We start from the raw sequence: 25,649 nt of genomic DNA, 5'->3' as shown, positions 1-25,649 counted from the left end.
GCGGGTTCAGTCCTAGAAATCTCAGGTCTTGCCAATACGTGCAGCCTTGTCCTTGTCGAACCACCACATCGCCTCGACGGGAAAGCCGAAGTCCGGCTTCGGCTCCTTGTAGCCGAACATGTCCCAGAAGGCGGCGCGGTGATTCGCCGAAAACCAATTTGGAATCCAGTCTTGCCGGGCGCGCAAGAGCCGGTCGAGCGCGCGCATCGCAACCGTCAGCGATTCGCGATCCTTGGCCGCACCCACGGCGTCGATTAGCGCGTCGACGGCAGGATCGGCGGTGCCGGGCAGGTTGGTCGAGCCCTGCATGGTGGCTGAGCGCGAATGGAACAGCCCGTCGATCTCGTCACGGCTGGGCGTTGCCGAAAATCCGGCCGCCGCCGAAATGGCATCGTAGTCGAAGCTCGTCTGCCGAGCCTGGTACTGGGTCGAATCGACCATGCGCACCGAGGCGTCGATGCCGATCGCCCTCATGTTCTCGACCCAGGGCGAGTAGACGCGGACAAAACTGTCGTCGTCGACCAACATTTCGAGGGTCAGGGCTTCTCCCTTTTCGTTGCGCAGCCTGCCGTCCTTGCGAGCCCAGCCGGCGTCAGCGAGCAGTTTCGAGGCCCGTCCGAGCAGCTTGCGGTCGCGGCCCGATCCGTCCGAAGGCGGCTGCAGCACGGCTGCGCCGAATGTCTCGTCGGGGATGCGTCCGCGGAACGGCTCAAGCAGCACCAGTTCGGCGGGCGAGGGCAAGCCCTCCGCCTTGTAGGCCGACTTCTCGAACGTCGACTGCGAACGCTCGTATGAGCCGTAGAACAGGTTGCGTTTGGTCCACTCGAAATCGAAGCAAAGGGCAACGGCCTGACGCACGCGCGGGTCGCGGAAGCGCGCCCGCCGCTGGTTAAGCGCCAGCGCCTGCATCGACGGTCGCTTCTCGCTGGGAAATTCGCGCTTGATCACTTTGCCCGCGGTGAAGGTTGGGAAATCGTAGCCCGTGGCCCAGATGCGCGCCGTGGCCTCCTGGCGGAAGTGGATGTCGCCCTTCTTGAAGGCTTCGAACGCCGCCTGCCTGTCCTGGTAGAACTCGATGCGGATGCGGTCGAAATTGTAGAGCCCGCGGTTGACCGGCAGGTCGCGGCCCCAATACTCGGCGACGCGCTCATATTCGATGGCCTGGCCGGGGAAGACGCGTCCGACCTTGTAGGGGCCTGAGCCAAGCGGCGCCTTGAGCTCCGAAGCATCGAAGGGATGGGCCTCGAAGAAGGCCTTGGCCGGAATGGCGTAGGTCGCGATGTCGAGGAAGGTCCGGTCGGACTGCTTGCCGTTGAAGGTCAGCCGCAGCGTATGCGGGTCGAGGGCTTTCGCCTCCTTGAGGTGGCTGAGCGGCAGAAGCAGGTTGGGATGTCCGTCTTTCTTGAACAGGTCGAAGGCGAAGACGGCGTCGTCCGCGGTAAACGGCGTGCCGTCGTTGAAGCGCGCCTCTGGGCGCAGTGCGAAATCGAAGCTGTTGCGGTCATCGGAGATCGTCACCGACTTGGCCAAAAGGCCGTAGATCGCATCGGGCTCGTCGATCGCCCGCACCATCAAGGAATCGTAGCACAGCTCCATGCGCGGCGGCGCATCGCCGCGGGCGACGAAGGTGTTGAGCGTGTTGAAGGTCAACGGGCTCTGGTTGAAGTACCAGTAGTTCGGCGAGAAATTGAAGGTGCCGCCTTTTGGCGCGTCGACGTTGACGAAGTCGAAATGGGTGAAGTCAGGGCCATATTTCAGGTCGCCAAAGGCGGACAGTCCATGCAGGCCGGTGCCGGTCGGGCTCGCCGCGAAGGCGCGCCCCGGGATGAATGGCGCGGCCGCAGCCGCCGCGCCGAGCGCCAGGAAATCTCTGCGGGGGAGGCGCGAGCTCAATTGACGCCCTTGTACTTGGCGGCCAGCGCCGCTTCCTTGTCCTTGTCGATCCACCAGGAATTGATGTCGGCGCCGATGAAGCCCGGCTGCTTGTCGGGGATGCCGAACTTGTTCCAGTAGGCCAGCCACAGCACCGAGCGGTGGTATTGCGGCACGACGTAATAGTTCCACAACAGCACGCGATCGAGCGCATGGGTGGCGGCCAAGAGGTCATCGCGGTCGGTGGCGAAGATGACGCGCTCGACCAGCGCATCGACGATAGGGTCGTTGATGCCCATGACATTGCGCGAACCGGGCTTGGCTGCGGCCTTCGACCCCCAGAAATCGCGCTGCTCATTGCCCGGCGACGACGACTGGTTGAGGATCGTCGTCGTCACGTCGAAATCGTAATTGTCGATCCGGTTGACGAACTGGCTGGTGTCGACCATGCGCAGCGTCGCATCGATGCCGAGCCGGCGCAGGCTATCGATGAAGGGGCTCGCTATGACCTCGTCGGTGGCGTCCTTGCCGAGGAATTCGATCTTGAACTGCTCGCCCTTGTCGTTCATCAGCTTGCCGCCCTTGGCGCGCCAGCCGGCCTCGGCGAACAGGCCGATCGCCTGGCGGAGATACTGCCGCTCGGCCTGCGGCGTGTCGTAGACCGGCAGCTTGAACTCCTCGGTGAACAGCTCCGGCGGCAGCTTGTCCTTGTACTGCGTCAACAGCTCCAGTTCCTTGCCGGCGGGCAAGCCGCTCGAGGCCAGGTCCTGGCCCTGGAAATAGCTGTTCGTGCGGGTGTTGAGCCCGAAGAACAGGGTGCGGTTCATGTATTCGAAATTGTAAGCCAGCGTCAGCGCCTGCCTGACGCGGCGATCCTGGAACTGCGGGCGGCGTAAATTGAGCGCATAGCCTTGGAATGGCTCGCCCGAGGTCGTCTTGAATTCCTTCTTGATGACGTCACCTGCCTGGAGGGCGGGGAAATTATACTGCGTCGACCAGCGCCGCGAGCTGTTCTCCGGCTTGATGTCCTCCAGGCCGCCCTTCTTGAAGGCTTCCCATTCGGCGTTGTCGTCGAGGAAGTAAGCGTAGCGGCGCTTGTCGAAGTTGTTGCGCCCGACATTGACCCCGACATTTGCGCCCCAATAGTCGGGCACGCGTGTCCAGACGATCTCGGTGCCCGGTTTGAAGCTCTCGACCTTGTAGGCGCCCGAGCCCAACGGAATCTCGAGCGTCGGCCGGGTGATGTCGCGCTTCTTGCCCGCAGCGTCGGTTCCTTCCCACCAGTGCTTGGGCAAGACCACCAGGTCGCCCATGATCTTGGGCAGTTCCCGGTTGCCTTTCTGGTTGAAGCGGAAGGTCACCTCGCGTTCGCCCGTCGCCACCGCCTCGGTCACGTTGACGTAGTACTGGCCATATTGCGGGCTGTTGGCCTTCAGGACATTGAAAGACCAGATGACATCATCGGTCGTGATCGGCTGGCCGTCATGCCATTTGGCGCGCGGGTCGAGCCGATAGGTCGCGTAGGAGTAGTCGGCCGGAAACTTGTAGGCATCGGCGATCATCGGGTGGCTGGTGCTGGGCTCGTCTATCGACTGCTCCATCAGCGTTTCATAGATCAGTCCGCCGCCAAAGCCGACGAAACCGGCTGCCGGCAAGCCCTTGATGATGTAGGGATTGAAGCTGTCGAAGGTGCCCGGCGTCGTCGAGTTGAGCGTGCCGCCCTTGGGCGCGTTCGGATTGACGAAATCGTACTGCTTGAAATCCTGACCGTATTTGGAAACGCCGTTCAGGGTTGACGAGGTCTGCCATTCCTGGGCGTTGGCAGGTGCCGTCGACAGGGCCGCAAAGGCGAGACCTGCAATCGCAAGAAACCTGGTCAGGCAAGCCTTCATCAAAATCCCCTTCGCCCGGTGCTTCGCGACACTCTAATTCATTCCCGGCGCATGGAAACCGGCCGTTCGACAAATGTCGCCTTATGTTTGCGCCAGGCAACAAAAAAGCCGGGCTAAACCCGGCTTTTTCAAGATGCGAAGATTACAAATCGCTTAGTGAGCGGTGGCCGGAGCGGCGCCCTCTGCAGGAGCCGCAGGGGCTGCGCCTTCAGCCGGAGTTGCGGCAGGCGTGGCGGCCGGAGCAGCGTCAGCCGCGGGCAGCGGTGCCGGGCTGTCCGACTGCGAATTCAGGTAGGCGATCAGGTTTGCGCGCTCGTCATCCTTCTTGATGCCGGCGAAGCCCATCGCGGTGCCCTTGATGTAGCCCTTGGGCGAAGTCAGGAAGTGGTTGAGGTGCTCGAAGTCCCAGACGACCTTGCCGCCTTCCGAGAATTCCTTCATCGGGCCCGAATAGCCGAAGCCCTCATGCGAGGCGATCGGACGGTTGACCACGCCCCACAGGTCCGGACCGACCTTGTTCGGGCCGCCCTTCTCGATCGAGTGGCAGGCAGTGCACTTCTTGAACACGGCAGCACCCGCCTCGGCGTTGGCGCTGGCCAGGAGCTGGGCGATCGGTACGGCAGCCGGAGCAGCCTCGCCGCCGCCGGCACCTGCGCCGCCTTCTTCAGCGGCTTCGATGGCAAAGCCGGGCTTCTCTGGAACCGGGGCTGCGAAGATCGCGTCCGACACCAGCGAGATGGAGAACACCACAAAGGCAGTACCCAGCAGACCGCCAAGCACCTTGTTCATTTCAAATGAGTCCATACGCCCCTGGCTCCCTTATCCGGCCGATCACCATCCTCTGCGATCGCTGCCGTTCGTCGGTGTCGTCTGTCGCCCGGCTGGCCGGGTCAAATCGCGCGGAAACTAGGTCTTTTGCTTGCCGGTTGCAACACCTATAAGGGCCCTTCCAGTGAGACCTTTTGACACTTTCCAACACCATTAGAAACAGTCGCCAAGCCATGTCCACCCTTGTCCTGATCCCCGCCCGCATGGCCTCGACACGCTTGCCGGGCAAGCCATTGGCCGACATCGCCGGCCGGCCGATGATCGTCCACGTAGCGGCCCGCGCGTCCGAATGCGGGCTCGGCCGCGTGGTCGTGGCGACCGACAGCGACATGGTCGCGGAAACGGTGCGGACGCACGGCTTCGAGGCGGTCATGACACGCGCCGACCATGAGTCGGGTTCGGACCGCATCTTCGAGGCACTGACGACGCTCGATCCGAAGGGTACGGTCGACACCGTCGTCAATGTCCAGGGTGACCTGCCGACGATCGATCCCGCGATCATCCAGGCAGCACTTCGGCCGCTGGAGGACGAGTCGGTCGACATCTCGACGCTCGGTGTCGAAATCACCCGCCACGAGGAAAAGGTCGATCCCAACGTTCCCAAGATCATCGGTTCGCCACTGTCGGCCGGGCGGATGAGGGCACTCTACTTCACCCGCGCGACGGCGCCCTGGGGCGACGGCCCGCTCTATCATCATGTCGGGCTCTATGTTTACCGCCGCGCAGCGCTCGAACGCTTCGTCGGGCTCGGCCCGTCGCCGCTGGAAAAGCGCGAGCGTCTCGAGCAGCTGCGCGCGCTGGAAGCCGGCATGCGCATCGACGTCGAAATCGTCGACACGGTGCCGCTGGGCGTCGACACGCCGGAGCATCTCGAACGCGCGCGCGAACTTCTCTCGAACTAGAACAGACAGGCCGACCATGCCGACGACGACCAACAAGATTTCCTTCCAGGGCGAGCCGGGCGCCAATTCCGACACCGCCTGCCGCAACATGTTCCCCGACATGGAGCCGCTGCCCTGCGCGACCTTCGAAGATGCCTTCAACGCGGTGGAGACCGGCAAGGCCGATCTCGCCATGATCCCGATCGAGAACACGATCGCCGGCCGTGTCGCCGACATCCATCACCTGTTGCCTGAATCGAAGCTGCACATCGTCGGCGAGTATTTCCTGCCGATCCATTTCCAGCTGATGGTCCTGCCGGGCGTTCAGCGTTCCGAGATCAAGACCGTGCACAGCCACATCCACGCGCTCGGCCAGTGCCGCAAATACATCCGCAAGAACAGCTGGAAGCCGGTGATCGCCGGTGACACCGCGGGTGCCGCCAAGCTGGTGTCCGAGGTCAAGGACCGGACGATGGCGGCGCTCGCGCCGCGTCTCGCCGCCTCGCTCTATGGCCTGGACATACTGGAAGAGAATGTCGAGGACACCGACAGCAACGTCACGCGCTTCGTCGTCCTGACCAAGAACAAGCAGTGGGTCGAGCGTCCGAGCCAGGATGCCAAGATGATGACGACCTTCATGTTCCGCGTCCGCAACGTACCGGCGGCGCTGTACAAGGCGATGGGCGGCTTCGCCACCAACGGCGTCAACATGACCAAGCTGGAGAGCTACCAGCTCGGCGCCTTCACTGCGACGCTGTTCTACGCCGACATCGAGGGCCATCCGGAGGACCCGGGTGTCACCCACGCGCTGGAGGAGCTGCGCTTTTTCTCACGCGAGGTGCGCATCCTCGGCGTCTACCCGGCGAGCGATTCCCGCGAGGCGTGGCAGGTCGCCGACTGAGCATTTCAGTCAGCCCTCGTCCGCCCAGGCGTGGATGAGCTGGTAGGCGATGGTATTTCCCGGCGGCACCCCGGAGCTCGCCGGGATGGGTGCCTGCGCGCAACTGCAGGACCTCCGCCAGGCCACTATCGTCTCGTCTCACCACAGATTGAATTGTGCGTTCGCTGCACCTGGCGCAGCATCGGCTGCGCTAGGACAAGCCCATGGGTACGGCTGCCATCCAGGGGGAATTGTGGGGCGCCAAGGCGCGCGACTGGGCCGAAGTCCAGGAACCCGCATGGCGGCCGGTGTTCGAAAATGTCATGACGCTGGTCGGCGTCGGGCGAGGTAAGAGGCTGCTCGATGTCGGCTGCGGCGCCGGTGGATTGCTAAGTCTTGCGCGAGAGCGTGGCGCGGCCGTCGCAGGCCTCGACGCGTCGGGGGCGCTGGCGGCCATCGCACGACAGCGCTTGCCTGACGCCAGCATCGAAGTCGGCGAGATGGAGGAATTGCCCTTCGTAGACGGCGCCTTCGACATCGTGACTGGCATCAACGCTTTCCAGTTCGCAGGCGACATGGTCCGCGCCCTCAGCGAGGCGGCTCGGGTTTGCGACGGCCGCGGCATTGTTTTCATGCTGGTTTGGGGCCAGCGCGACAAGAGCCAGTTGCAGCTGGCAGCGATGAGCGCGCTCGGGCCGTTGCTGCCACCTTCGCCCGCATCTGCTGTGCCACCGCTTTCGAACCCCGGGGTGATCGAGGCGTTCATGAGCAAGGCCGGGCTTGAGCCGATCGATGACGGGCAACTTGACGCCACCATCGTCTTTCCCGGTAAGGACATAGCCTTGCGAGCCTTCGCTTCGGCCGGGATTGTCACGCGCGCCGAACGCCATTCGGGGGCCGACAGAGTTCGGGACGCGCTGGTCGATGCCATTGCGCCCTATGTTCGCGCGGATGGTCAGGTCGCGCTTGCCAATCAGTTTCGCTGGGTGAAGGCGAGGCCTGCGCCCTAGTTGCTCTCCGCCCAGGTGCGGATGAGCTGGTGCGCGATGGCATGTCCCGGCGGCACCCTGAGCTCGCCGGGATGGGTGCCGGCGAGCATCTGCAGGACCTCCGCCCGGGGGAACCAGCGGCAGTCCTCAAGTTCGTCGGTGTCCCTTGAAATGTCCTCGTTCAGCGCCTCGCCATAGCAGCCGATCATCAGCGAGTAGGGGAACGGCCAGGGCTGGCTCGAATGGTAGACGACGCGACCGAGCCGGATGCCGGCTTCCTCGAGCGTTTCGCGCCGCACCGCCGCCTCGATGGTTTCGCCCGGCTCGATGAAGCCGGCGAGCGCCGAATAGACACCCGGCGCGAAATGCCGGCCGCGCCCCATCAGGCACTTGTCGCCCGACACCGTCAGCATGATGGCGACGGGGTCGGTGCGCGGGAAATGCTCGGTACCGCATCCCGTGCAGTGGCGCTTGTAGCCGCCGGCGCGCATTTCGGTTGCAGCACCACAGCGGCCACAGAAGCGGTGGCTGGCATGCCAGGCAAGCAGTGCCGCGCCCTGCGCCAGGGCGCCGAGACCGGCTTCGTCGGTCAGGCGTTGCGCCAGAATCGATCGGAAGTCGATGGATTTGATGTGCTCCGGTAGGCCCTCCTGCTCCGCAGCGACGGGCAGGGCCAGCATGGCGATGTCGTCAGCGCGGCCGAGCAGGATCGCCTCGCCGGTCCCAGCCCCCAGCGCCTCGGCTGCCGCGCGCGAGAAATAGGGGGTGGCCGACCCGCCGCTGAAATCGAGCAGCAACCGCCCTTGCGCGACCAGAATCAGTCTCGCGCCGGGTTCGGCGAGGGCCTTCACAGCCGAATCGTCGCTGCGCTTTTCCGACTGGCGGTCGATGATGTTGCCGGAGAAGCCGAGGAAATGGCTGGCTTCACGCTGGGGGGCGTCGAACAGGCTGAAAGGCATCTGGAACTCTGGTGTGCGTCAGGGCAGCGTTATAGAGCCGACTTGATGCTCTCGGCAAACCGGTGGAGATCGTCGCGGCGATAGGGCTGGCGCACGCCATGGCCCCAGACCGGGCCGGGCCAGCCGGGATCGCCCTCGGTGCGCGCGACGACGTGAAAATGCAGTTGCCGCACGATGTTGCCGAGCGCGCCGCTGTTGATCTTGGCGCAGCCGGTTGCACGCTTCAGCGCATGCGCCACCATGTTGCTCTCGAAGGTCAGCATCGCCTGGTCGAGCGGGGTCAGGTCATGGATTTCCTCGACGCCGGGGCGCTGCGGCACCAGCACCAGCCAGGGCCAGCGCTGGTCGTTCATGACGCGCAATTCGCAAAGGCCGAGCCACATCAGCGGTTCGCTGTCGGCGTCGAGACGCGAATCCAGCGTAAACCCGGCCTTGAGCCCCGAAATCATTGGCGTTTCCCTTGTTTGATCGAAGGCTAGAGTGTGGCTGTCACGGCTGCAAGCGAATCATTGAAAAGGTTGGCCCTGAAACGTTGGCGCAGTGACGCACCGCGCGTTGCACCGATATGCTATGCGTCGAACGTCAGCGGAGATGCGCAATGTTTGCCGGTCAGCTTGCTCTGGTTCTCGCGGCCGCCTTTGCCGGTGCGGCATTCTACATCAATTTCGCCGAACAGCCCGCACGGCTTGGCCTCGACGACAAAAATCTGCTTGCCCAGTGGAAGCCGAGCTATGCCGCCGGCTTCACCATGCAGGCGAGCCTGGCATTCGCCTCCGGCATGCTCGGCCTTCTCACCGCCTGGCTGACCGCGGATTGGCGCTGGGTGGTGGGCGCCGCGCTGATGCTTGCCAATTGGCCCTATACGCTGCTTGGCATCATGCCGACCAACAAGCGCATCGAGGCGATACCGAACGAAGAGGGCGGTGTCGCATCCCGCAGGCTGATCGTGCATTGGGGCACGCTGCATGCGCTGCGCACCGGCCTCGGCATCGCGGCAACGCTTTCCTATCTCTGGGCGCTGAATTCCGGCGGTGCCTGATCGCCGCATCGACATGTCGCCCAAGGCTCTTGCAATTGGTGCGGCAATTGCCGATATGGAGATTGGGAGGTTGGTGGTGGACGATCCACTCGCCAACCGGGTCAGGTCCGGAAGGAAGCAGCCCTAACGAGCCCGGAACGGGTCATTGTTCCAGCCTCCCGCCTCTTCGCCCTTCTCCGCGTCATTGACGGCGTTGCGCCGTGCGGGCGAAACTCGTTTCGCGGAATCGGCCCTCGTGGCCGTGGCAGGGGCGCCAATACCAACGGGCGAACGGGGCGGATGAGCGAAGCCGGACAGACCGATAAGACCAAGGACGGCGCCTATCGCGTTCTCGCGCGCAAGTACCGTCCTGCGGATTTCACCGCACTCGTCGGCCAGGAGCCGATGGTCCAGACGCTCACCAACGCCTTTTCCTCGGGTCGTATCGCCCAAGCCTGGATGCTGACCGGCGTCCGCGGTGTCGGCAAGACCACCACCGCCCGCATCTTGGCGCGCGCGCTCAATTACAAGACCGCTGACATTGACCGCCCCTCGGTCGACCTGTCGGTGCTCGGCGAGCACTGCCAGTCGATCATGGAAGGACGCCACGTCGACGTCATCGAGATGGACGCCGCGTCCCACACCGGCATCGACGACATCAGGGATATCATCGACCGTGTCCGCTATGCGCCCGTGTCGGCGCGCTACAAGGTCTACATCATCGACGAGGTGCACATGCTCTCGACGCAGGCTTTCAACGGCCTGCTGAAGACGCTGGAAGAGCCGCCGCCCCACGTCAAGTTCATCTTCGCCACCACTGAAATCCGCAAGGTTCCGATCACGGTGCTGTCGCGCTGCCAGCGCTTCGACCTGCGCCGTATCGACGCCGGCAAGCTTGTCGGGCATCTCCGCAACATTGCCCGGCAGGAAGGCATTTCGGTCGAGGACGACGCGCTTGCCATGGTCGCGCGCGCGGCAGAGGGCTCGGCGCGCGATTCTTTGTCCATCCTCGACCAAGCCATTGCCCATGGCGGCGGTACGGTGACCACGGAAGCTGTACGCGCCATGCTCGGCCTTGCCGACCGGGCGCGGGTGGTCGACCTGTTCGAAAACATCATGAAGGGCGACATCGCCGCTGCCCTTGGCGAGCTGCGCGCCCAGTACGATACCGGCGCCGACCCGGTGGCTGTGCTCAACGACCTTGCCGAATTCACCCATCTGGTCACCCGCCTGCGCTTCGTGCCGTCGGCGGCCGACGACGCCTCGCTGTCCGAGGACGAGCGCAAGCGCGGCGTGGAATTCGCCCAGGCCTTGTCGGTGCGTGTGCTGTCGCGTGCCTGGCAGATGCTGCTCAAGGGCATTCCCGAGGTGCAGTCGTCCAATCGTCCGGTCAGTGCCGCCGAGATGGTGTTGATCCGGCTGGCGCATGCCGCCGATCTGCCCACTCTCGACGAGGCATTGAAATCCCTCGGCGACGCGCCGCCGCAGCCTTCCGGCGCACCCCGCAATGGCGGCATGCCCGCTGGCGGCGGCAATGGCGGAGGCGCTTCGGCCGTGTCGCAGGCGCGCATGCCGGTCAGCAATGGCGGCGGCCAGGCGATGCGCCTGGTTGAAAGCGCGCCAGCGCCTACGGCCTTTGTCGCGCCGACGCCGGCGCCGGAACCGGTTGTCGATGTCGTGCCTGTGCGCACCATCGCCGAACTCGCGAACCTTGCCGAAGCCAATCGCGAAATGGCCTTCAAGGTGCTGATCCGCCGTGCCGTGCGCCCGGTGCGCATCGAGCCCGGCCATATCGAATGCAGCCTGACTTCGGACGCCCCGCGTACCTTCCTCAACGATCTGACGGTGAAGCTGAAGGCCTGGACCGGACGTCACTGGATGGTGTCGCTGTCCAAGGAAGAAGGCGGGCCGACGCTTGCCGAGATCGAGGCGACCAAGCGCGAAGTCGCGCTGACAGACGCCAAGGCGGACCCGACGGTGGCGGCGATCCTGGCGCGCTTTCCCGGCGCCAAGATCATCGACGTGCGGCTGCCGACAACACCGGATGCGCCCGATATCGATACCGACACCGAGTTGCAGCCCGATCCGGGCATCGGTCTCGACAATGACGATGACGACCCGTTCTGAGACGAAAGGACAAAGACGATGAAGGATCTCCTCGGCCTGATGGGCAAGGCGAAGGAAATGCAGGCCAAGCTGCAGGCCATGCAGGAAGAAGTTGCCCTGCTCGAAGCCACCGGCCAGTCCGGCGGCGGCCTCGTGACGGTAACCCTGTCCGGCAAGTCGGAAATGAAGGCGCTGAAGATCGACCCGTCGCTGCTTAGGGAAGGCGAGGGCGAGATTCTCGAGGACCTGATCGTCGCCGCGCATAACGATGCCAAGGCCAAGGTCGAGGCGACGATGCAGGAAAAGACCAAGGCGCTGACCGCCGGCCTGCCGATCCCGCCCGGCATGAAGCTGCCGTTCTGAGAATAGGCAATAGCGAGTAGCCAATGGCGGCGCGGCGCTTGAGGTTCAGGCGCCGTTCCTGATCTATCTGTTCACTGTTCTCCTAGAATCTGGTCACGACGCTGATCCCCAGTCCTTCGAACCGGTCCATGGCCATCAGCGCTGCCGGGGCGTCGTCGAGGCTGATGTGCTTGCCGACCAGCAATTGCGGGGCAAGCTTGCCTGCCTCGATCATCTGCATCATCGCCTCGTAGCGGAACGCCTGCATGCCGTGGCTGCCGAGGATTTCGAGTTCATGGGCGATCACCTTGCCCATCGGGATCCTGGGATCGGCATGGTCGCCGAGCATCAGCCCGACCTGGACGTGGCGGCCACGCCGGCGAAGGTTGGCGATCGAGTTGTAGCAGGTGGCGGGATGGCCGAGTGCGTCGAGCGAGAGATGCGCACCGCCCGCCGTGAGCTCGCGCACCGCGCCGACGACATCCGTCTCGCGTGAGGCATTGATCGTCGCAACCGCACCCATTTTCCTGGCAAAGGCGAGCTTCTCGTCCGAGAGGTCGATGGCGATTGCATTGGCGCCCGACGCTGCCGCGATCATGATCGCCGACAGGCCGACACCGCCGCAGCCGTGCACTGCCACCCATTCGCCTGGCTTGACACGGCCCTGGTCGACGACGGCGCGGAACGAGGTTATGAAGCGGCAGCCGAGGCTGGCTGCGGTGACGAAATCCATGCTGTCGGGCAGCCGCACCAGGTTGGTGTCGGCGAAATCGACAGCGACATATTCGGCGAACGAACCCCAGGCGGTGAAGCCCGGCTGGAACTGGTGTTCGCAGACCTGGTGATTGCCCGAGGTGCATTCAAAGCAGCGTCCGCAGCCGCCGACGAAGGGCACGGTGACGCGGTCGCCGGCCTTCCAGCGCGTGACCTGCCGGCCGGCGGCGACGATGATGCCGGCGAGTTCGTGGCCCGGCACATGCGGCAGGGTGATGTCGGCGTCGTGTCCCATCCAGCCATGCCAGTCGCTGCGGCAGAGCCCGGTGGCCTCGACCTTGATCACTACGCCGCCGGGTGCAGGCGCTGGTTCGGCGACAGTCTGGACCTTCGGCGGTTGCCCAAATTGTTCGAACAGCACGGCTTTCATGGTCGCCTCCAACTGATTTTCGGCCGCCAGAATGCGTGCCTTTGCCTGTCATTGACCTGACCATAACGACCGGCCGTTGCAGAGGCGAGCCCGGCCAGGAGGCGCTGTCTGCCGCTCGGCCATCATTTTGCCCGAAACGGGCGCATTCTTGCTGCAATCTGGGGACGTGGCGGGCTTACGAGAGGGGCGCTTTTGATCGCCAAAAATTGGAAGATGCCGATTTTGGTCGGCGTCGTCGCCTCGCCGTTCATCGTTTCCGGGTGCACCACCAGCAAGCTCGCTGACGGGATCACCACGAGCTCGGTCCGTTCGGGTTCCTACGCCTATTCGGCGAAGGACAAGGAATGCCTGGCGCGCGCGATGTTCTTCGAATCCAACCGCTCGAGCCGCGATGGCCTCGTTGCCGTCGGCAGTGTCGTCATGAACCGGCTCAAGTCGGGCGAATATGGTGACACTGTCTGCGGCGTCGTCGGCCAGAAGGGCCAGTTCGCGCCCGGCGTGCTGTCGCGGCCGATGAATTCGCAGGCCCTGCCCGACGTGCAGGCGGCAGCAGAATCCGTGCTCAAGGGCGAGCGCCACCCCAAGGTGAAGCCAGAGGTGATGTTCTTCCATACCGCCGGGCTGAAGTTCCCCTACAAGAACATGCACTACACCACAGTCGCCGGCGGCAATGCGTTTTACGAGAAGCGTAGCCGGCGCAAGCTGCCCGTGGCCGAGCCGGACACGATGGTCGCTTCCGCCGCACAGCCGACGCTGCCGGGCGTCGTCGAGCAGCAGCCGACCACGGTCGCTTCTGCCGGCTCCGACGCGGCGTTGGCCAGCGCGATGTCGTTTCAGGCGACACCGGAAAACGCCGACGCGATCGGCGCGCTCATTGCGAGCCAGGAACGGCCGATGGAATGAGGATGGCGAAAAGTCAGTAGCGAGTGGAGGAACGAGGCCGCAGCCGCTCCTCGGCCCACTATTCACTACTCACCATTGCCTAGTCGTTTTATATCGCTTCCATGTCCAAGCGAATCGCCGGCCCCGAGATCGAACGCCTGATCCAGCTTCTGGCCAAGGTGCCGGGGCTCGGCCCGCGTTCGGCCCGCCGCGCCGCCCTTCACCTGATCAAGAAGAAAGAACAGCTGCTGGCGCCGTTGGCCGCCGCCATGGGCGAGGCGGTCGACAAGGTCAGGGTGTGCTCGACCTGCGGCAATGTCGACACCTCCGATCCGTGCATGATCTGCACCGATCCACGCCGCGACCCCACCACCATCATCGTCGTCGAGGACGTGTCCGACCTCTGGGCGCTGGAGCGGGCCGGCGCGATGAATGCGAAATTCCATGTGCTTGGCGGCACGTTGTCGCCGCTCGACGGCGTCGGCCCCGATCAGCTGACCATCAGGCAACTGGTCACCCGCATCGCCGAGGGCGGGGTCAGCGAGGTGATCCTGGCCGTCAACGCCACCGTCGAGGGCCAGACGACCGCGCATTATCTGACCGACCAGCTCTCCGGTTTCGACGTCAAGGTGACGAGGCTGGCGCATGGTGTGCCGGTCGGCGGCGAGCTCGATTATCTCGACGAGGGCACGCTGTCGGCCGCATTGAAGTCGCGGACCGCCTTTTGACGCAATTGCGGTGAAGGAAGCTGCATGAGCAAACTTTCTGAATCTTCGCAGCTCCGTCCTACCCCCCTCTGCCCTGCCGGGCATCTCCCCCGCAAGGGGGGAGATTGGCAGCTTCTGGCGCGCTGCCCATCTGGCTACGCTGGCGATTGGCGGAAACGGTGGCGACAGCTGATCTCCCCCCTTGCGGGGGAGATGGCCAGCAGGCCAGAGGGGGGTGCGAAGAGACGCAAGCTCTCTGTGCTGGCCGCCTTCGCAGCAGCGCTCGTCACGTTCGGTGCCGCCCCTGCCTCCGCCGCCAGGATCGATGACCAGTTCCAGGCCTGGCTGACCAAGGACCTGTGGCCGGAAGCCAGCGCCAAGGGTATCTCCCGGGCGACCTTCGATGCGGCATTCGAAGGCGTAAAACCCAATCTCAAACTGCCCGATCTCGTGCTCCCCGGCGAAAAGCCGAAGACACCGAAGAAACAGCACCAGGCCGAGTTCGGCTCGCCCGGCAACTACTTCTCCGAAAAGACGCTCGGTGCCGTCACCTCAGGCGGGCGCGCGCGGGCGGGCGCAAATGCGAAGACACTCGCTGCGATCGAAAAGCGTTTCGGCGTGCCAGGCGGCGTGGTGCTGGCGATCTGGGGGCGCGAGTCGGGCTTCGGTGCCGCCAAGATGCCGTACGATGCCTTCGAGGTTCTCGGCACCAAGGCCTTCCTGGCGACCCGCAAGGAGATGTTCCGCAAGGAGTTGCTGGCCGGTTTGGAGATGGTCGAACGCGGGCTGGTCAGTCGCAAGGCAATGCGCTCGTCCTGGGCCGGTGCACTCGGCCAGCCGCAGTTCCTGCCGACCTCGTTCCTGAAGCATGCCGTCGATTTCGACGGCGACGGCCGCGCCGACATCTGGAACTCGACGCCTGACACGCTGGCCTCCATAGCCAACTATCTCGTCCATTATGGCTGGGCAAAGGGCCGCGACTGGGGTTTCGAGGTGTCGCTGCCGGAGAGCGTCGCCTGTGCTCTGGAAGGCCCCGACCAAGGCAAGAAGATCTCGGACTGGGCCGCGATGGGTATCACCCGCGTTGGCGGCAAGCCGTTCCCTCGGAACGAGGCACGGGCCGAGGGTTTCCTGATGATGCCGGCGGGGCGCAACGGCCCGGCCTTCATTGTCACGCCCAATTTTTATGTGCTCAAGCACTACAACGAGAGCGACGTCTACGCGCTGTTCATCGGCCACGGCGCCGACCGGATCGCGTCCGGCGACCGACGTTTCGTGGGCAACTGGGGCAAGGTCGACGGGCTCTACCGCTCCGACGTCGCCACGATGCAGCGCGGCCTGGAAAAGCTCGGCTACGACGTCGGCGGCGCCGACGGTCTGCCGGGCTTCAAGACGCGCCGGTCGATCGGCGACTGGCAGGCGAAGAATGGCCGCGCGGCGACATGTTTTCCCGACAAGGGCCTCCTCGAGGCGATGCGGTAATTTCTTTCGCCCCGTTTACGGGGCCCGAAGGGCCGGATGAGGGACGGTGCCAACTTCCGAGTTCAGCCCTGCCCCTCACTCTGCTGTGCTCGCACGCTCGCTTGGCTTCCCTCTCCTCGTAAACGGGGCGAAGGAACGGCTACGCCGCCTTCGCCAATCCGGCACCGACTTCCGCAAGAATCTCATACGAACGCTTGCGTGATTGATGGTCGAACACCTGGGCGGTGACCATCAGTTCGTCGGCACCGGTACGCGCGATGAATGCCTCGACGCCGCGCCGGACCGTGTCGCGTGAGCCGACGACGGCGCAGGCAAGCGTCTGGGACAACATCTGGCGCGCGACGGGGTCGAGCTCGCGCTCGTAGCCCTCGAGCGGCGCGGGCAGGCGGCCGGGGCGGCCGCTGCGCAGGTTGACGAAGGCCTGCTGTACCGAGCTGAACAGAAGCTTCGCCTCGGCGTCCGTATCGGCGGCGACGATGTTGATGCCGGCCATGACATAGGGTTTGGCCAATCGCTCCGACGGCTGGAAGCGCGAGCGGTAGATCTCGATCGCATGGTCGAGCTCAGAAGGGGCGAAGTGCGAGGCGAAGGCGTAGGGCAGGCCAAGCATGGCGGCGAGCTGCGCGCCATAGAGACTTGATCCCAGCACCCAGACTTCGACCTGCTCGCCCTCGCCGGGCACGGCGCGGATGCGCTGTTCGGGCGTTGCCGGATCGAAATAGCCCATCAGCTCGACGACATCCTGCGGGAAATTGTCGACGCCGGCCTCGAGATTGCGGCGCAGGGCGCGCGCGGTCAGCATGTCGGTGCCGGGCGCGCGGCCGATGCCGAGGTCGATGCGGCCGGGGTGCAGGGCGGCAAGTGTGCCGAACTGTTCAGCGATGACCAGCGGCGCGTGGTTGGGCAGCATGATGCCGCCGGCGCCGACGCGAATGGTGCTGGTGCCGGCCGCGACATGGGCGATGACGACAGAGGTTGCAGCACTGGCGATGCCGGCCATGTTGTGGTGCTCGGCCAGCCAGTAGCGATGGAAACCGAGCTTTTCGGCGTGGCGGGCGAGGTCGAGCGTGTTCTTCAGCGATTGGGCGGCGGTGCTGCCTTCGGTGACCGGGGAAAGGTCGAGGACGGACAAGGTTGTCATGAGGCAGCTCCGGCGGGTGGGGACCCGCCGGATATAGGAAGCGTCATCTGCGCAAACAAACCTTCCCGCCGAAGGTATGTTTTGGTCCAGTGGTTGAAGCGCTCTGGAGTGCTCTTCGGCTGCTCCGTCACGCCGCCGTGCCGATAGCGGAAACGCCCAGTTCCTTGCGCACCAGCGGCGCCACCTTGGTGCCGTAGAGCTCGATCGCCTTCATGATCTTGTCGTGCGGCATGATGCCGATCGCCATCTGCAGCAGGAAGCGGTCATTCTTGAAGATCTTGTGCTGGGCCACGATCTTCTCTGCCACCTGCTCCGGATTGCCGACGAACAGCGCGCCGTTGGCGCCGCGCGACTGGTCGAAATGCGCCCGCGACGTTGGGCCCCAGCCACGCTCGCGGCCGATGCGGTTCATCACCTCGGCCTGCGGCAGGTAGAAGTCGTCGGCCGCATGTTCGGTGGTCTCGCCGATGAAACCATGCACGTTGATGCTGGTGGCGAGCTTGGCCGGATCCTGGCCGGCGCGGCGCGCCGCCTCGCGGTAGAGATCGAAGAGCGGCGCGAAACGGGCCGGCTCGCCGCCGATGATGGCGAGCGCCAGCGGCAGGCCGAGCACGCCGGCACGTGCCGCCGACTGCGGCGTGCCGCCAATGGCGATCCAGATCGGCAAAAGCTCCTGATAGGGGCGGGGATAGACGCCGCGATCGTTGATCGGCGCCCGGTGTGTTCCTTGCCAGGTCACGCGTTCGCTGTCGCGCAATGCCAGGAGCAGATCGAGCTTCTCGGCGAAGAGCTCGTCATAGTCCTCGAGGTTGTAGCCGAACAGCGGAAACGATTCGATGAACGAGCCGCGACCGGCCATGATCTCGGCGCGGCCACCCGACAACTGGTCGAGGGTGGCGAACTGCTGGAACACACGCACCGGATCGTCCGAAGACAGCACGGTAACGGCGCTGGTCAAGCGGATGCGCTTGGTGCGCTCGGCAGCGGCGGCAAGTGCGATGACGGGTGCCGAGGCGGCATAGTCGGGGCGGTGGTGTTCACCCAGGCCGAAAACGTCGAGCCCGACCTGGTCGGCCAGCTCGATTTCCTCGATCAGATTGCGCAACCGCTGGTGGGCTCCGATGGCACCAGGCCCCGGCTCTGGGCTAACGTCTGCAAAAGTGTAGAGGCCAAGTTCCATGATCTCTGGTCCTGTCGCTATTGTTTGTGCTAGAGGTAGCCATCGCTCCACGAGGTCGCCAGACGCGATCTAGTGAACAATCCATATCGAGATTGGCGTCAAAGAGCGTTTCCTATCCGCAACATCACGCGAATTCATGGGAGACATGCCTTTTTGGCGCTTGAACTATGCCTTCGCGCGCGTATGTAAGCGGCGCGAAGTGACTCTAGGGAAATCAAATTGGCAATCTACCGAGAAAAAGACGCCTTTGAGCGGCGGAACGCCGCCAATGACGCAAAGAAAGCCCTCCTCGAAAAGTACAAGGCACGCCCCGCAGCTGACGATCCGGCCGTTCTGGCCCGTCAGGCCGAGCGCAAGGCAATCCTCGAGGCTCGCGCCATCCGTGAAGCCGAGAAGGAAAAGCTGAGGCAAGAGCGCCTGGCCCGCGAAGCCGTTGAAAAGGCCGAACGCGAAGCCAAGGCTGAAGCAGAACGTCTCGCCGCCGAAGAGGCCGCACAGGCTGAAGCAAAGGCGCGCGAGGCAGAGGAAGGCGATCGCATCGCCCGCCTGCTCGCCGACGAAGCCGAGCGCAAGGCCAAGCGCGACGCGCGTTACGCCGCGCGCAAGGCGCGTGGCAAGCGCATGCCGCCTTCGGCCAACTACGGCTGAACGCAGGTCGACCTTCGCCTGCACTCGCCGGAATGACGCATCGGCCCGTTAGTCGGGCTCGATAGCGCAAAACTCACATCGTCAGCAATTCGCGACCGGGGACTTGCCAAGCCCCGGGCGCGGATCGCTTTTGTGCGTCCGACGCACAATGCGTCGACCCCTGTGGATGTCAGGGCGTGCCAGATGAGAAATTGGGAAAGGTGAAGCCCGCCCGTTTCGGGCGGGCCGCCGCAAGTCTGCGGATCAGGCGACCAGCTTGAGGCCGACGATGCCCGAGACGATCAGGCCGATGCAGGCGAGGCGAAGTGCTGTGGCGGGCTCGCCGAGCAGCCAGATGCCAAGCATCGCGGTGCCGACTGTGCCGATACCGGTCCAGATCGCGTATGCCGTGCCGACCGGCAGCGTCTTCAGTGCCAGGCCGAGCAGGCCGAGACTGACGATCATCGAGGCGATAGTGAGCACCGTCGGCATCGGTTTGGTAAAGCCTTCGGTGTATTTCAGGCCGATGGCCCAGCCGATTTCGAAAATTCCCGCGAAAAACAGATAAGTCCAAGCCATGGAACGCTCCAATGGGATGGCGGGTCGTCCCGGCCGGTTTTTAGGGGAAGCGCAGGGCCGTCCCTGCGCCCGCTCAGATAGGACTTTCGCGAGAGAAGTTCAACCCGCGCCCGGCCGCGACAGCCGGGCGGGGTCTGCGTCGTGCCCGTGAGGACTACTTGTCCTTAAGCTTGGTCGCTTGCACCGGAGGCGCCTTGAAAGCCGGCGCAGGTGCTGGCTTCTTGGCGTCTTTCTTGGGTTTCCGGGCTTCTTTCCCGGCTTTCATCGCACCCTTGGCCATGATTCGTTTCTCCCGCTGCTGAGAAGCGGAGTGAAACGCGAAGTTGTCCGGCTTGCAAGAGGGGTCTTGAGCGCCGGGAGCGCCGGACGCCAAGGCCGCGAAAATGACTTGAGCGGGACCTCACGCTCGCTAAAGTCGCTGCGGTGAGGGACCGATGGCAGGACACTCCGGCTCCAGGCTAGTGATCTTTGCGGCGATTGCCGGCAATCTGCTGATTGCCGTCACCAAGTTCGTCGCCGCTGCCTTCACCGGCAGTTCGGCGATGCTGTCGGAAGGCGTGCATTCGCTCGTCGACACCGGCAACGGACTTTTGCTGCTCTACGGGCTGCATCGCGCCGCCCGGCCGCCTGATCTCACCCACCCGCTCGGCCATGGCCGCGAGCTCTATTTCTGGAGCTTCATCGTTGCCCTGCTGGTCTTCGCGCTTGGTGCCGGCGTGGCCTTCTATGAAGGCATCGTCCACATGCTCCACCCCGCGCCGATCGAGAATCCGCTCGTCAACTATGTGGTGCTTGGCGCCTGCATGGTGTTCGAGGGCGGCTCGTGGTTGGTTGCGCTCAGAGAATTCCGCCGCAGCAAGGGCAGTCTCGGCTACATCCAGGCGGTGCGACGGAGCAAGGACCCGAGCGTCTACACGGTGCTGTTTGAAGACAGTGCCGCCTTGCTGGGCCTGGTCATTGCCTTTGCCGGCATCTTTGCCGCGCATTATTTCGAGCAGCCCTGGCTCGACGGTGCCGCCTCGATCGGCATCAGCCTGATCCTTGGCGCCACGGCGGTGTTCCTGGCGCGTGAGAGCAAGGGTTTGCTGATGGGCGAGCCGGCTTCGGCGGACGTGCAGGCGGCGATACTGGCGATCGCCCAGGCCGATCCCGCCGTCGAGCAAGCCAATGGCGTGCTGACGGTGCATCTGGGGCCGGAGCAGGTGGTTGCCGGGCTCAGCCTCGACTTCGTCGACCACATCTCGGCGGCGGAGATAGAAGCCTGCGTCGAAAGACTGGAGACGAAGCTCAAGGCCGAAGTTCCCGAGGTGACGTCGGTGTTCGTCAAGCCGCAGACGTCGCAGCGATGGAAGCTGCGTCATGACCGGATCGTGAACCCGAAGGAAGGGACGCCGATGCCCGAAGGCGGCTAGGGTGCCCGGGAATCACGCACTGCAGGACAGGAGGAGTTCGAAGTGAAGATCGAAGGCGGGTGCCATTGCGGCGCCATTACCTACAAGGCCGAAGTCGATCCGGAGAAGACGGCTATCTGCCATTGCACCGATTGCCAGAAACTGACCGGAACGGCCTTTCGCGTCACCGTTCCGGTGCCGGAGGACAAGATCGCGTTTTCGGGAGCGCCGAAGATTTACGTCAAGACAGGCGACAGTGGTAACAAACGCGCGCAGGGCTTCTGCCCCGAATGTGGCTCGCACCTGTTCGCCACTTCGGTCGGTGACGGACCCAAGGTCTATGGGTTGAGGACCGGAACTTCGGACCAGCGCGAGCAACTGGTGCCCCGCAAACAGGTCTGGCACCGATCGGCGTTGCACTGGCTGCCGGAGTTCGACGGCATGGAGACGGTGGAGAAACAGTCCTGAGGGCAGGGCTTTGCTGCGCTAGTCGCTTTCCTCGACGACGCGCAGCCTGAGCTGCCCAGTCTTGGAATCGGCAGCCCGGGCGCCCGGAGGCTGGGGCTTGGCCGTAGCTTCCGCCTCGCCGGCATGGCCCGTGCCGAATTCCAGCGCCTCGATCTTTTCGCCGCGTTTGGTGACCTTGGACGACGATACGAGGATGTCGTCGATGTCCTTGCTCGACTGATCGAAATGCGTCTTGAGTTTACGCACGCGTTCGTCGAGGCGGCCGACATCTTCCATCAGGCGGATGACCTCGCCCTGGATCAGGTGCGCTTGTTCGCGCATGCGGGCGTCCTTGAGGATCGCCTGGATGACCTGGATCGACAGCATCAGCAGTGACGGCGACACGATGACGACGCGGGCGCGGTGGGCACGCTGCACCAGCGATTCGAAGTTCTCGTGGATTTCGGCGAAGATCGATTCCGAGGGCACGAACATGAAGGCGGTGTCCTGGGTCTCGCCCGAGATCAGGTACTTGTCGGCGATCGCCTTGATGTGGACTTCGAGATCGCGCCGGAAGGCCTGGGCGGCATATTTCTGCGCTTCAGCCGCACCTTCGGTATCGGCTGCCGCGCGAATGGCGTTCCACGCCTCGAGCGGAAACTTGGCGTCGATGACAAGTGACGGCGCGCCGTTCGGCATCCTGACAAGACAGTCCGGCCGGTTGTTGTTCGACAGCGTCGCCTGGAATTCGTAGGCGCCGAGCGGCAGGCCGTCGGCGACGATCGTCTCCATGCGCGACTGGCCGAAGGCGCCGCGCGTCTGCTTGTTGGAGAGGATCGCCTGCAGTTGCACCACCTGGCCGGCAAGCGACTGGATGTTGCCTTGTGCGGTATCGATGACCGCCAGCCGCTCCTGCAGCTTGGCCAGGCTCTCATGCGTCGATTTGGTCTGCTCGGTCATTGTCTGGCCAAGGCGGCCGGTCATGGCGTCGAGACGTTGGCTCAGCGATTGGGTCAGCTCCGCCTGGCGCGAGCCGAAGATTTCGGCCACCGTGCCGAGCCGGCCCTGCATCTCCGCCTGCGCCTGCAGGATACCCGCCATGCGGGCCTCGGCATCGCGGGCGTGGTCGGCGGCCTCGGCGGCTGCAACCGCGCGCGCCTTGGCCGAGCGCCACAGCGCCACCATCAGCACGACGACAAGTGCGACGAACAGCACGGCTGCAAACAGCAGCGCCTGCCCGAGCGTGAGCACGGAGGCGCCAAGCTGGGCGATGGGGGCGGACAGGATGCTGGAAAGCTCGTTCATGGCGCGCACCATAGCCGATTCGCACAAAAGGGTCAGATCAAAACGGGAACATCCTGGATCGAGCCCTGTTGACGGTTTTCGCCTGACATCCTAGTTGATGCGCATGACCATCAAGCCGCTCATCATCCTGCCCGATCCGCTCCTGCGCCTGGTTTCCAAGCCGGTCGAGCGCATCGACGACGCCACCCGCAAGTTCGCGCGCGACATGCTCGACACCATGTATGACGCGCCGGGCATCGGCCTTGCCGCCATCCAGGTCGGCGAGCCGCTGCGCATGCTGGTGATCGACCTTGCCAAGGAAGGCGAAGAGCCGGCGCCGATGACGGTCATCAATCCCGAGATCGTCTCGCGCAGCGACGATCGCTCGATCTATGAGGAAGGCTGCCTCTCGATCCCGGACTATTACGCCGAGGTCGAGCGCCCGGCCATGGTGCGGGTCAAATATCTCGACGAGAACGCCAAGGAGCAGGAAGTCGAGGCCGACGGTCTATTGGCCACCTGCCTGCAGCACGAGATCGACCATCTCGATGGCGTGCTGTTCATCGACTACATCTCCAAGCTCAAGCGCGACATGGTGATGAAGAAGTTCAAGAAGCTTGCCAAGGACCGTCCGCCGAGCCGCATGGTGGGGTGAGAGCCTGGCCGACCGGAGACTTCGACGGGCTTGACCTGAAGCTCGTAAACCCGTTTGAAGCGATGGCCTGAACGGTCGGCCGACGCCGTCCGGGGCTGTGCGGGATAGCCGGAACAGAATGAGCCTTCGCGTCATCTTCATGGGCACGCCGGATTTTTCCGTGCCGACGCTGCGTGCGATATCAGAAGCCGGCCACGAGGTCGTTGCCGTCTATTCGCAGCCGCCGCGCGCCGCAGGGCGCCGCGGGCTGGAGCTGACGCCGTCGCCGGTGCAGCGCGAGGCCGAGCGGCTGGGCATTGAGGTGCGCACGCCGCTGTCGCTGAAGGGTGAGGCCGAACAGGCGGCCTTTGCCCAGCTTAAGGCCGACGTCGCAGTGGTCGTTGCATACGGTTTGCTGCTACCCAAGGCCATTCTTCAGGGCACGCGGCTGGGCTGCTACAACGGCCATGCCTCGCTGCTGCCGCGCTGGCGCGGGGCGGCTCCGATCCAGCGCGCCATCATGGCAGGCGATGCGGAAACCGGCATGATGGTCATGCGGATGGAAGAGGGATTGGACACCGGACCGGTGGCTCGACTTGAAAAAGTCGCGATTGGACCCGACATGACGGCCGGTGAGCTGCACGACCGCCTGATGGCGGCAGGCGCTTTGCTGATGGTGGACGCTCTCGCAGAGCTCGAAGCGGGCAAGCTGGAAACGGTGCCGCAGCCATCGGAAGGCGTGACCTACGCCAAAAAAATCGATAAAGCGGAGACGCGGATCGATTGGACCTTGCCGGCGACGGCGGTCGACAACAATATCCGCGGCCTGTCGCCATTCCCCGGCGCATGGTGCGAAATCGAAATCGGCGGACGAACCGAGCGCTTGAAAATACTGCGCTCGCAACGCGCCGCTGGACAAGGAGAGCCGGGAACGGTTCTCGACGACCGGTTGGAGATTGCCTGCGGCGACGCTGCCGTGAGGTTGGTCGAGGTACAAAGGGCGGGAGGAAAACCCGTCACCGCGGATGAATTCCTGCGCGGTGCCAAGATCGAAAAAGGAATGAAGTTGTCATGAGCATGATGTCGATTAGGGCAGCTACGCCCCGCGACCGCGAGGCGATCCGCCTCGTAGAAGAACACGCCTTCGGGCAGCAGGCCGAGGCTGGTCTCGTCGATGCGCTGGTTGCCGAAGGCGATGCGGTCGTCGAACTGGTGGCTGAAGAGGATGGCGATGTGGTTGGCCACATCCTGTTTTCCAGGCTTTACATCCAGAACGGCGGCAAGACGGTTCCGGCGGTGGCGCTCGCCCCGCTGGCGGTCGAGCCCGATTTCCACGGCACCGGCATCGGTGGCGCGCTGGTCCGCGAAGCCCACATCCGGCTCAAGGATGCCGGCGAGACGATCGCCGTGGTGCTTGGCGATCCGGCCTATTATGGCCGCTTCGGCTACAGCCACGAGCGCGCAGCAGGGTTCGAGAGCGACTACCAGTGCGACGCGCTGCAGGCCCTGGCCTGGGGCGATGCGCCCGAGACGGGCAAGCTGGTCTATGCCTCGGCCTTCGGTACTGCTCTAGCCGCGTAAGGCGGCCGGAGGTTTGACTGCACATGCCGCGCTATCGCCTTGATCTGGAATATGACGGTCGCGCCTATGCCGGGTGGCAGCGGCAGGCTGGCCTGCACACGGTGCAGGCGGCGATCGAGCAGGCGATCCTGAAGTTCTCGGGCGACGAAATCTCGCTGCGCGGCGCCGGCCGCACCGACGCCGGCGTGCATGCCACGGCTCAGGTCGCTCATGCCGACCTGACCAAGGCCTGGGCCGACGACAAGGTGCGCGACGCCGTCAACGCGCATCTGCAGATGGCCGGCGAAACCGTCGCCATCATCGCCGCCCGGCAAGTGCCTGACGAGTTCGATGCCCGCTTCTCCGCCACCGGGCGGCACTATATCTACCGTATTCTCAACCGACGCGCGCCGGCAGCGCTCGAGCGTGGCAAGGTCTGGTGGGTGCCCAAGCGCCTCGACCACGAGGCGATGGCGGACGCCGCCAAGCTCCTGCTCGGCCGGCATGATTTCACCACCTTCCGCTCGACGCAGTGCCAGGCGAACAGCCCGCTCAGGACGCTTGCCCAACTCGACGTGACGCGCAGCGGCGACATGATCGAAGTCAGGACGTCGGCGCGCTCGTTCCTTCACAATCAGGTCCGCTCGATGGTCGGTAGCCTGAAACGCGTCGGCGAGGGCGGCTGGACTGCCGACGACCTCAAGGCAGCCCTCGACGCACGCAACCGCGCCGCCTGCGGCCAGGTCGCGCCGCCCGACGGGCTCTATCTCAGCGGCGTCGATTACTGATCTCTAGAGTTGCGCTGCTCGGGGCGGAAAGCCGCG

General features: G+C 64.5%; 27 protein-coding genes and 1 other RNA gene. 17 read left to right on the top strand and 11 right to left on the bottom strand.

Going from position 1 to position 25,649, the window contains the following annotated elements; translation table 11 throughout:
- Window positions 1-21: 21 nt before the first annotated feature.
- The 3 genes from IG197_RS10640 to IG197_RS10630 all read right to left on the bottom strand — a co-directional run bounded on the left by IG197_RS10640 (window position 22) and on the right by IG197_RS10630 (window position 4,568).
- Window positions 22-1,893 (bottom strand): extracellular solute-binding protein, encoded by a 1,872-nt coding sequence (locus tag IG197_RS10640; RefSeq protein ID WP_192318667.1) that lies wholly within the window; start codon window positions 1,891-1,893, stop codon window positions 22-24.
- Window positions 1,890-3,764 carry an extracellular solute-binding protein gene (locus tag IG197_RS10635; RefSeq protein ID WP_192318666.1) on the bottom strand — a complete coding sequence of 625 codons (1,875 nt, stop codon included), beginning with the start codon at window positions 3,762-3,764 and terminating at the stop codon, window positions 1,890-1,892. Before IG197_RS10635 ends, IG197_RS10640 begins: the two co-directional genes overlap by 4 nt.
- 153 nt (window positions 3,765-3,917) lie before the next feature.
- Window positions 3,918-4,568 (bottom strand): cytochrome c family protein, encoded by a 651-nt coding sequence (locus IG197_RS10630; protein ID WP_192318665.1) that lies wholly within the window; start codon window positions 4,566-4,568, stop codon window positions 3,918-3,920.
- A gap of 197 nt (window positions 4,569-4,765) precedes the next feature.
- Between IG197_RS10630 and IG197_RS10625 the strand changes: the two genes are divergently transcribed.
- The 3 genes from IG197_RS10625 to IG197_RS10615 all read left to right on the top strand — a co-directional run bounded on the left by IG197_RS10625 (window position 4,766) and on the right by IG197_RS10615 (window position 7,363).
- A complete protein-coding gene (locus IG197_RS10625; protein WP_067965697.1) occupies window positions 4,766-5,494 on the top strand; it encodes a 3-deoxy-manno-octulosonate cytidylyltransferase in 729 nt (242 codons plus the stop codon).
- A gap of 16 nt (window positions 5,495-5,510) precedes the next feature.
- Window positions 5,511-6,374, top strand: a complete 864-nt coding sequence (locus tag IG197_RS10620; RefSeq protein ID WP_067965694.1) for a prephenate dehydratase — start codon at window positions 5,511-5,513, stop codon at window positions 6,372-6,374.
- Window positions 6,375-6,577: 203 nt separating this feature from the next.
- Window positions 6,578-7,363 carry a class I SAM-dependent methyltransferase gene (locus IG197_RS10615; RefSeq protein ID WP_192318664.1) on the top strand — a complete coding sequence of 262 codons (786 nt, stop codon included), beginning with the start codon at window positions 6,578-6,580 and terminating at the stop codon, window positions 7,361-7,363.
- On the opposite strand, the gene nudC is transcribed toward IG197_RS10615, so the two are convergent.
- Both nudC and IG197_RS10605 read right to left on the bottom strand, forming a co-directional pair.
- Window positions 7,360-8,301 (bottom strand): NAD(+) diphosphatase, encoded by a 942-nt coding sequence (gene nudC, locus IG197_RS10610; RefSeq protein WP_192318663.1) that lies wholly within the window; start codon window positions 8,299-8,301, stop codon window positions 7,360-7,362. The genes IG197_RS10615 and nudC overlap by 4 nt on opposite strands.
- Before the next feature lie 29 nt (window positions 8,302-8,330).
- The gene (locus IG197_RS10605; protein ID WP_067965687.1) at window positions 8,331-8,750 is read right to left on the bottom strand and encodes an HIT domain-containing protein; all 420 of its coding nucleotides are present in this window, start codon (window positions 8,748-8,750) and stop codon (window positions 8,331-8,333) included.
- Window positions 8,751-8,899: 149 nt separating this feature from the next.
- Here IG197_RS10605 and IG197_RS10600 point away from each other — a divergent pair, with 149 nt between their 5' ends.
- The 4 genes from IG197_RS10600 (at window position 8,900) to IG197_RS10585 (ending at window position 11,788) form a co-directional block, all read left to right on the top strand.
- The gene (locus IG197_RS10600; RefSeq protein WP_067965685.1) at window positions 8,900-9,340 is read left to right on the top strand and encodes a DUF1772 domain-containing protein; all 441 of its coding nucleotides are present in this window, start codon (window positions 8,900-8,902) and stop codon (window positions 9,338-9,340) included.
- A gap of 65 nt (window positions 9,341-9,405) precedes the next feature.
- An RNA gene (gene ffs / locus IG197_RS10595) (signal recognition particle sRNA small type) lies at window positions 9,406-9,502 on the top strand.
- A 117-nt stretch (window positions 9,503-9,619) separates the two neighbouring features.
- A complete protein-coding gene (locus tag IG197_RS10590; RefSeq protein WP_192318662.1) occupies window positions 9,620-11,446 on the top strand; it encodes a DNA polymerase III subunit gamma/tau in 1,827 nt (608 codons plus the stop codon).
- An 18-nt stretch (window positions 11,447-11,464) separates the two neighbouring features.
- Window positions 11,465-11,788 carry a YbaB/EbfC family nucleoid-associated protein gene (locus tag IG197_RS10585; RefSeq protein ID WP_067965675.1) on the top strand — a complete coding sequence of 108 codons (324 nt, stop codon included), beginning with the start codon at window positions 11,465-11,467 and terminating at the stop codon, window positions 11,786-11,788.
- 82 nt (window positions 11,789-11,870) lie between these two features.
- Here IG197_RS10585 and IG197_RS10580 read toward each other — a convergent pair whose 3' ends face one another.
- The gene (locus IG197_RS10580) at window positions 11,871-12,911 is read right to left on the bottom strand and encodes a zinc-dependent alcohol dehydrogenase family protein (protein ID WP_192318661.1); all 1,041 of its coding nucleotides are present in this window, start codon (window positions 12,909-12,911) and stop codon (window positions 11,871-11,873) included.
- Window positions 12,912-13,124: 213 nt separating this feature from the next.
- Here IG197_RS10580 and IG197_RS10575 point away from each other — a divergent pair, with 213 nt between their 5' ends.
- From IG197_RS10575 to IG197_RS10565, 3 genes are all read left to right on the top strand, one after another.
- Window positions 13,125-13,814, top strand: a complete 690-nt coding sequence (locus IG197_RS10575; protein ID WP_246340908.1) for a cell wall hydrolase — start codon at window positions 13,125-13,127, stop codon at window positions 13,812-13,814.
- Between the two features lie 101 nt (window positions 13,815-13,915).
- Window positions 13,916-14,521: a recombination mediator RecR gene (gene recR / locus IG197_RS10570; protein WP_192318660.1), complete on the top strand. Its 606-nt coding sequence runs from the start codon at window positions 13,916-13,918 to the stop codon at window positions 14,519-14,521.
- 192 nt (window positions 14,522-14,713) lie between these two features.
- On the top strand, window positions 14,714-15,982 hold the full coding sequence (locus tag IG197_RS10565; protein WP_192318659.1) for a lytic murein transglycosylase: 1,269 nt from the start codon (window positions 14,714-14,716) through the stop codon (window positions 15,980-15,982).
- A 139-nt stretch (window positions 15,983-16,121) separates the two neighbouring features.
- On the opposite strand, the gene IG197_RS10560 is transcribed toward IG197_RS10565, so the two are convergent.
- Entirely contained in the window at window positions 16,122-17,123 is a 1,002-nt protein-coding gene (locus tag IG197_RS10560) for an LLM class flavin-dependent oxidoreductase (protein ID WP_192318658.1), read from the bottom strand.
- A gap of 127 nt (window positions 17,124-17,250) precedes the next feature.
- Window positions 17,251-18,303, bottom strand: coding sequence for an LLM class flavin-dependent oxidoreductase (locus tag IG197_RS10555; RefSeq protein WP_192318657.1), 1,053 nt, complete (start codon window positions 18,301-18,303; stop codon window positions 17,251-17,253).
- A 219-nt stretch (window positions 18,304-18,522) separates the two neighbouring features.
- Here IG197_RS10555 and IG197_RS10550 point away from each other — a divergent pair, with 219 nt between their 5' ends.
- Window positions 18,523-18,951 carry a DUF6481 family protein gene (locus tag IG197_RS10550; protein WP_067965665.1) on the top strand — a complete coding sequence of 143 codons (429 nt, stop codon included), beginning with the start codon at window positions 18,523-18,525 and terminating at the stop codon, window positions 18,949-18,951.
- Window positions 18,952-19,194: 243 nt separating this feature from the next.
- Here the strand turns inward: IG197_RS10550 and sugE are convergent, their stop codons facing one another.
- Both sugE and IG197_RS36655 read right to left on the bottom strand, forming a co-directional pair.
- Entirely contained in the window at window positions 19,195-19,509 is a 315-nt protein-coding gene (gene sugE / locus IG197_RS10545; RefSeq protein WP_067965664.1) for a quaternary ammonium compound efflux SMR transporter SugE, read from the bottom strand.
- 154 nt (window positions 19,510-19,663) lie between these two features.
- Window positions 19,664-19,789 carry a hypothetical protein gene (locus IG197_RS36655; RefSeq protein WP_018426265.1) on the bottom strand — a complete coding sequence of 42 codons (126 nt, stop codon included), beginning with the start codon at window positions 19,787-19,789 and terminating at the stop codon, window positions 19,664-19,666.
- Window positions 19,790-19,943: 154 nt separating this feature from the next.
- On the opposite strand from IG197_RS36655, the gene IG197_RS10540 reads away from it, so the two are divergent.
- Both IG197_RS10540 and IG197_RS10535 read left to right on the top strand, forming a co-directional pair.
- The gene (locus tag IG197_RS10540) at window positions 19,944-20,921 is read left to right on the top strand and encodes a cation diffusion facilitator family transporter (RefSeq protein ID WP_192318656.1); all 978 of its coding nucleotides are present in this window, start codon (window positions 19,944-19,946) and stop codon (window positions 20,919-20,921) included.
- A gap of 42 nt (window positions 20,922-20,963) precedes the next feature.
- Complete coding sequence (locus IG197_RS10535; RefSeq protein ID WP_067965660.1) at window positions 20,964-21,368, top strand: GFA family protein; 405 nt, start codon at window positions 20,964-20,966, stop codon at window positions 21,366-21,368.
- 18 nt (window positions 21,369-21,386) lie between these two features.
- On the opposite strand, the gene IG197_RS10530 is transcribed toward IG197_RS10535, so the two are convergent.
- On the bottom strand, window positions 21,387-22,652 hold the full coding sequence (locus IG197_RS10530; RefSeq protein WP_192318655.1) for a DNA recombination protein RmuC: 1,266 nt from the start codon (window positions 22,650-22,652) through the stop codon (window positions 21,387-21,389).
- Window positions 22,653-22,755: 103 nt separating this feature from the next.
- Between IG197_RS10530 and def the strand changes: the two genes are divergently transcribed.
- From def to truA, 4 genes are all read left to right on the top strand, one after another.
- On the top strand, window positions 22,756-23,286 hold the full coding sequence (gene def, locus IG197_RS10525; protein WP_192318654.1) for a peptide deformylase: 531 nt from the start codon (window positions 22,756-22,758) through the stop codon (window positions 23,284-23,286).
- Between the two features lie 118 nt (window positions 23,287-23,404).
- Window positions 23,405-24,340, top strand: a complete 936-nt coding sequence (fmt, locus tag IG197_RS10520; protein ID WP_154385917.1) for a methionyl-tRNA formyltransferase — start codon at window positions 23,405-23,407, stop codon at window positions 24,338-24,340.
- Window positions 24,337-24,846 (top strand): GNAT family N-acetyltransferase, encoded by a 510-nt coding sequence (locus IG197_RS10515; protein WP_192318653.1) that lies wholly within the window; start codon window positions 24,337-24,339, stop codon window positions 24,844-24,846. Before fmt ends, IG197_RS10515 begins: the two co-directional genes overlap by 4 nt.
- A gap of 23 nt (window positions 24,847-24,869) precedes the next feature.
- Window positions 24,870-25,613: a tRNA pseudouridine(38-40) synthase TruA gene (gene truA / locus IG197_RS10510; protein WP_067965652.1), complete on the top strand. Its 744-nt coding sequence runs from the start codon at window positions 24,870-24,872 to the stop codon at window positions 25,611-25,613.
- Window positions 25,614-25,649 lie beyond the last annotated feature (36 nt).

The sequence above is a fragment of the Aminobacter sp. SR38 genome (genome assembly GCF_014843375.1).
Taxonomy (GTDB): Bacteria; Pseudomonadota; Alphaproteobacteria; order Rhizobiales; family Rhizobiaceae; genus Aminobacter; species Aminobacter ciceronei.
This window is presented reverse-complemented; position numbering and strand designations above follow the sequence as displayed.